General features: G+C 59.2%; 5 protein-coding genes. 2 read left to right on the forward strand and 3 right to left on the reverse strand.

Annotated features, from left to right (window positions below):
• Positions 1 to 128: 128 nt before the first annotated feature.
• From rpsT to mutM, 3 genes are all read right to left on the reverse strand, one after another.
• Entirely contained in the window at positions 129 to 392 is a 264-nt protein-coding gene (gene rpsT / locus AAFO90_RS23730; protein ID WP_065272199.1) for a 30S ribosomal protein S20, read from the reverse strand.
• A gap of 230 nt (positions 393 to 622) precedes the next feature.
• Positions 623 to 1,399: an enoyl-CoA hydratase gene (locus tag AAFO90_RS23735; RefSeq protein WP_347511025.1), complete on the reverse strand. Its 777-nt coding sequence runs from the start codon at positions 1,397 to 1,399 to the stop codon at positions 623 to 625.
• 64 nt (positions 1,400 to 1,463) lie between these two features.
• The gene (gene mutM, locus AAFO90_RS23740; protein ID WP_347511026.1) at positions 1,464 to 2,315 is read right to left on the reverse strand and encodes a bifunctional DNA-formamidopyrimidine glycosylase/DNA-(apurinic or apyrimidinic site) lyase; all 852 of its coding nucleotides are present in this window, start codon (positions 2,313 to 2,315) and stop codon (positions 1,464 to 1,466) included.
• Positions 2,316 to 2,409: 94 nt separating this feature from the next.
• On the opposite strand from mutM, the gene ubiE reads away from it, so the two are divergent.
• Positions 2,410 to 3,162, forward strand: coding sequence for a bifunctional demethylmenaquinone methyltransferase/2-methoxy-6-polyprenyl-1,4-benzoquinol methylase UbiE (gene ubiE / locus AAFO90_RS23745; protein WP_065272196.1), 753 nt, complete (start codon positions 2,410 to 2,412; stop codon positions 3,160 to 3,162).
• A 3-nt stretch (positions 3,163 to 3,165) separates the two neighbouring features.
• Positions 3,166 to 4,695, forward strand: a complete 1,530-nt coding sequence (ubiB, locus tag AAFO90_RS23750) for a 2-polyprenylphenol 6-hydroxylase (protein WP_347511027.1) — start codon at positions 3,166 to 3,168, stop codon at positions 4,693 to 4,695.
• Positions 4,696 to 5,607: the final 912 nt, after the last annotated feature.

Consider the following 5,607-nt stretch of genomic DNA (forward strand, 5'->3'; position numbering starts at 1 on the left):
GCCCTCACGGGCATGCTGGCTGCGGGTGAGTTCGGTCCAGGCCATCGTGGTCTCCGTTCAGTGTCGTACCCGAACAGAAACACAACCTCCTGAACTCACTCAATTAGTTTCAAATCGGGCTCTAAGATTTAACCCAGCGCTTTGACACGGGCCGCCAGGCGGGACACTTTCCGCGAGGCGGTGTTCTTGTGGTAGACGCCTTTGGTCACGCCGCGCATCAGTTCGGGCTGGGCTGCGCGCAGAGCTGCGGTTGCTGCCTCTTTGTCGCCGGATGCGATTGCTTCTTCAACTTTACGCAGGAAGGTACGGATGCGCGAACGACGGGCTTTGTTTACAGCAAAACGCTTTTCGTTCTGACGGGCGCGTTTTTTTGCCTGGGGCGAATTTGCCATGGTGTCTGACCTTTGTATCGAGTTCGTGTTTTTCAATAGACGCAATGCCAGCCGAACCCGGATCCGACCACCGGTGTGATTCTAGCCTAGGCGGGCTGCACGCGCATGTATGGCGGAGGTCTATACAGAGGCTGCCGAACCTTGGCAAGGCCAATAGACACGAGGCCGGTCTTTCAAAAAGAAAGGGCAGGTCGCCCCTGCCCTTTCGCATTCATATCAGCACGGCTGGCTTACTTGTCCCGGAACTGCGCTTCGCGCTTTTCAAGGAAGGCGGCCATACCTTCTTTCTGATCTTCGGTGGCGAACATCGAATGGAAGACGCGGCGCTCGAACAGCATGCCTTCGCTCAGCGGCAACTCGTAAGAACGATTCACGGTTTCCTTGACGGCCATCGCGGTCAGCAGGGATTTCTCGGCGATCTTCTGGGCTGCGCCCATCGCTTCTTCGATCAGCTTCTTGCCCGGTACCACGCGCGACACCAGACCTGCGCGCTCGGCTTCTTCGGCGGTCATGAAGCGACCGGTCAGGTTCATGTCCATGGATTTGGATTTACCGACGAAACGAGTCAGACGCTGGGTGCCGCCGATACCGGCAATGACGCCCAGGTTGATTTCAGGCTGGCCGAACTTGGCCGAATCCGCCGCGATGATGAAATCGCAGAGCATCGCCAGCTCACAGCCACCGCCCAGCGCATAGCCGGATACCGCGGCAATGATCGGCTTGCGAACAGCCGCGATGCGATCATTCACAAAAGCAAAGAGATTGGTCGAGAACACCTCGGTGAAGCTCATCGACGACATCTCCTTGATGTCGGCGCCCGCGGCAAATGCCTTCTCCGATCCGGTCAGTACGATGCAGCGCACCTTTTCGCTGGCGTCAGCCTCTTCCAGGGCGGCGCAAAGTTCCGTCAGCAGCTCTTTATTGAGCGCGTTCAACGCTTCAGGTCGGTTCAGCTTGATGAGGCAAACGTGGTCCTTCACTTCGACGTTGATCGTCTCATAGGCCATGGGTATCGCTTTCGATTGTTCCGTTCAGAAACGAGTCATTATCACGAGACATATCTCGTTCAAGCTATCTTTGGCACTTGCCACAGTAGAAAGACGATCGCCCGGATTGGGTGATTCTCGCAATGGTTCCGCCGCATCCCTCCCGCCGACACGGCTCTCCCTCGCGGCCGTAGACATCAAAGGTATGCTGAAAATATCCAAGTTCTCCATTGGCTTGTCGGAAATCTTTCAGCGAGGAGCCACCGGCGCGAATGGCATCTTCCAACACGGTGCGGATGATCGGCACCAGCGCCGCCACGCGCGGCGCGGCAATCTGCCCTGCCTTTCTTTTGGGCGAGATCCCGGCCCGGAACAGCGTTTCGCAGACGTAGATATTGCCCAGACCGGCGATGATTCCCTGATCCAGAAGCGCCGATTTCACCGGCATGTTGCGTCCCTTGAAGGCAGCGGTCAGGTGATCTTCGTGGAAATCATTGCCAAGCGGCTCTGGCCCCAGCACCGACAGCAGCTTGTGCTGCTCTGCCGTGGAGGTCTCCAAGAGATCCATAGCCCCGAACCGGCGCGGATCGTTGAAGGTGATGCGGGCGCCATTGTCCATATCCAGCACCACATGGTCGTGCTTCTGGGCCTGTGGATGCTCATGTACGAAACGCCCCAGCGGATCCCCCGAGACCGTCATGCGGCCCGACATGCCCAGATGCACCAGCAGGGTTTCCCCCGTATCGAGATCGGCCAGGATGTATTTCGACCGGCGTCTCAGTGCATTGACCCGGGCTCCGGTCAACCTCTCCGCCATGCGATCGGGGAAGGGCCAGCGCAGATCTGGGCGGTTCACTGCAGCCCGCGTGATCACCGCGCCTTCCATTGCAGGCGCCAAACCTTGGCGCACCGTCTCGACCTCTGGCAATTCTGGCATTACATCGCTCCTGACACTTTAGATGCATGGGCCGCATTGTGCCCGACCGCAAGCGCCCTATAACTGGGACGAACCTAGGAAAACGGCAAGCCGCATGAGCGATACAAACGACACCACCACCCATTTCGGCTTTGAAACCGTTCCCGAGCGGGAAAAGGCGGGCCGCGTGCAGGGCGTCTTCAACTCTGTTGCCTCGAAATACGACGTGATGAACGACGTGATGAGCGTCGGCATCCACCGCATCTGGAAGGATGCGATGATGGACTGGCTGGCGCCGCGCCCCGGTCAGCGTCTTCTGGACGTGGCAGGCGGCACCGGCGACATTTCCTTCCGCTTCCTGAAACGCGCCGGGCACGGGCATTCCACCGTGTTGGATCTGACCCAGCCAATGCTGGAGGAAGGCCGAATGCGCGCAGAAGCCGCCCAGATGGCCGACAGCCTGGATTGGGTCACAGGCGATGCCATGGCGCTGCCGTTCAAGGACAATACCTTTGACGTCTACACGATCTCCTTCGGGATCCGGAACGTCACCCGCCCGCAAAAGGCACTGGAGGAGGCCTACCGCGTGTTGAAACCCGGTGGCCGCCTGATGGTGCTGGAATTCTCGCAGCTCCCGAATGACGGCATGCAGAAGCTTTATGATCTTTACAGCTTCAACGTCATCCCTCGGATGGGCAAGCTGATCGCCAATGACTACGACAGCTATCAGTATCTGGTCGAATCGATCCGCAAATTCCCCGACCAAGAGACCTTCCTTCAGATGGTGAAGGACGCCGGGTTCGCAAACGCCAAATACCGCAACCTGTCCCTGGGCATCGCGGCGCTGCACTCCGGCTGGAAGATCTGATCCATGCGCGGTCCCCACAACATTATCCGCCTGATCCGCACCGGCGCCACGTTGGAGCGTACCGGCGCCATGAACGTGGTACTGGACGCCTTTGAAGCGCCAAAGCCGCTGCGCATCCTGGCGCATACCCTTGGCTGGCCATTCAAATGGCTGGGCTACAAGGGCGATCCACAGATGCCCGCCGCGACCCGCGCTCTGACCGCGCTGGGACCGGCCTACATCAAGTTCGGACAAGTCCTGTCCACCCGCCCCGATGTGGTGGGCGATGATCTGGCCCAGCAGCTTCGCGTCCTGCAGGACAAATTGCCCCCCTTCCCGCGCGAAGTTGCGATGGCCGAAGTGGCAAAAGAGCTGGGCCGCCCGGTGGATGAGGTCTTTTCCGAGTTCAGCGAGCCGATTGCCGCCGCCTCGATCGCCCAGGTACATCGGGCGCGGCTGGCAGATACCGGAGAATACGTCGCCGTAAAGGTGCTGCGCCCCGGCATTGAACGCGCCTTCCGCAAAGACGTGGACGCCTTCTATTTCGCAGCGCGCATCGTCGACCTTTTCGCCCCTGGCGCCCGGCGCCTGCGCCCTATGGATGTGATCGAACATTTCGACGGCGTGGTACAGGGTGAGCTGGACCTGCGCCTGGAAAGCGCCGCCGCCTCAGAATTTGCCGCCAACACGGGACAGGACGAGGGCTTTACCCTGCCGCCGGTTCAATGGAACCACTCGGCACGCCGGGTGATGACGCTGGGCTGGGCTGACGGTGTGCCCCTGGGTGACAATGACGCCATCGATGCGGCGGGCCACGACAGGCAGGTGCTGGGCGCACGGGTGCTGACCCTGTTCCTGCAACACGCCCTGCGCGATGGCTTCTTCCACGCCGACATGCACCAAGGCAACCTGAAGGTCGCCGCCAATGGCGATATCATCGCCTATGATTTCGGGATTATGGGGCACATCGACGAATACACCCGCCGGGTTTACGCCGAAATCCTGTTTGGCTTCATCAAGCGCGATTACAAACGCGTCGCCGAGGTGCATTTCGAAGCCGGCTATGTCCCCGCCGACCGAGACGTGGATGAATTCGCCCGCGCCCTGCGCGCGGTAGGCGAGCCGATCTTTGGCATGGATGCCAGCCATATCTCCATGGGCCGCCTGCTGAATTATCTGTTCGAGGTGACCGAGCGGTTCGGCATGGAAACCCGAACCGAACTGATCCTCTTGCAACGCACCATGGTCGTTGTTGAAGGTGTCGCCCGTTCGCTGGATCCTCATATCAACATCTGGGAAGCCGCCCGTCCCGTGGTCGAGGATTACATCAAGAAATCCATCGGCCCGCGCGCGGTGGCGTCGGATCTGCTCAGCACTGCCCGGGTGATGGCTCGCTTTGGCCCGCGCCTGCCCGCGCTGGTGGAACGAGCGCTTGTCGCGCAGGTGCAGGACACAGAGGCGCACCCGCGCAGTTCCTGGGGCTGGCTTGCTCCGGCGATGATCGGAGCCGGTGCAGGTGGTCTGTGTGTGGGGCTGTTGGCGCTTGTTCTCTGAACACGGTCGGCTCCGGAAAGTCACGCAAAAAGCCGAAACCATAGGGCCGTGAAGATGCCCACAATCCGCAGCTGGTCGAAGATCAGAGGGGGGCGTCGACCCAAACCGTCAAGTGTTTTCGCTTTCCGTCCTTGGCCTGAAGCGAAACTGCTCCCACCCCCTCGCTGAACCTAGAACCGCAGCCGACCATAAATGGCGCTGCGCTGCCAGATGAGCTGGAGTAGTTGCCTTTGCAACGGAATTCGACCTCCCCAAGCGCGTAAATCGGATATGCGGCTTGAGGTCTATTAAGTTCCCTGACAGCAACATTCGCCGGACCAATGTCCAGAACCAGTTGCTTACCGTAGTGAGAAAAAAGCTTCGCTTGCGCTCTTTTTCCGCCACTGCAGGGGATAAAACCATCGTGGACGTCAGCTCCGCGAAAATACGGGATCTCTCCTGAACAAATAACCGTTCTTCTTGAAGTCCGGAATTCAGCTTCAGGCGTTCCTTCGAAACTTGGCGAGAGAACCTTTCCATCACCAGTCCTGACAAGAACGGGTTGAACAGTGTTCTCTTGGTTTCTACCCAACTGCGCTGCAGCCGCTACTGGGTAGACCAAGGGGGCGACCAGAACATTTGACGCAGTCAATCCCGCTGCGCCAGCGGTCTCTTGATCACAACCGACACAGAGAGACGCCGCGAACATCGATAAAGCCCTCAAAACTCTGTTCGAAAGTGCACCTATCAAAACACCGCTCCATCGCGTCCACCGGACTCGGAGACTAGGCGCGCCAAATGGTTTTGTAGGGTCTGTGGACATTCAGGATTCCCAAGCTGGCTGAAATCTGATTCAAGCTTCCAAAATGGAGGTTTGAATGAACGAAGAGCGGTTTGTGTTGACAGATGAGGTCTGGGTCCGCCTTGCGCCCC

It is taken from the genome of Phaeobacter sp. CAU 1743 (assembly GCF_039839315.1).
GTDB lineage: Bacteria > Pseudomonadota > Alphaproteobacteria > Rhodobacterales > Rhodobacteraceae > Phycobacter > Phycobacter gallaeciensis_A.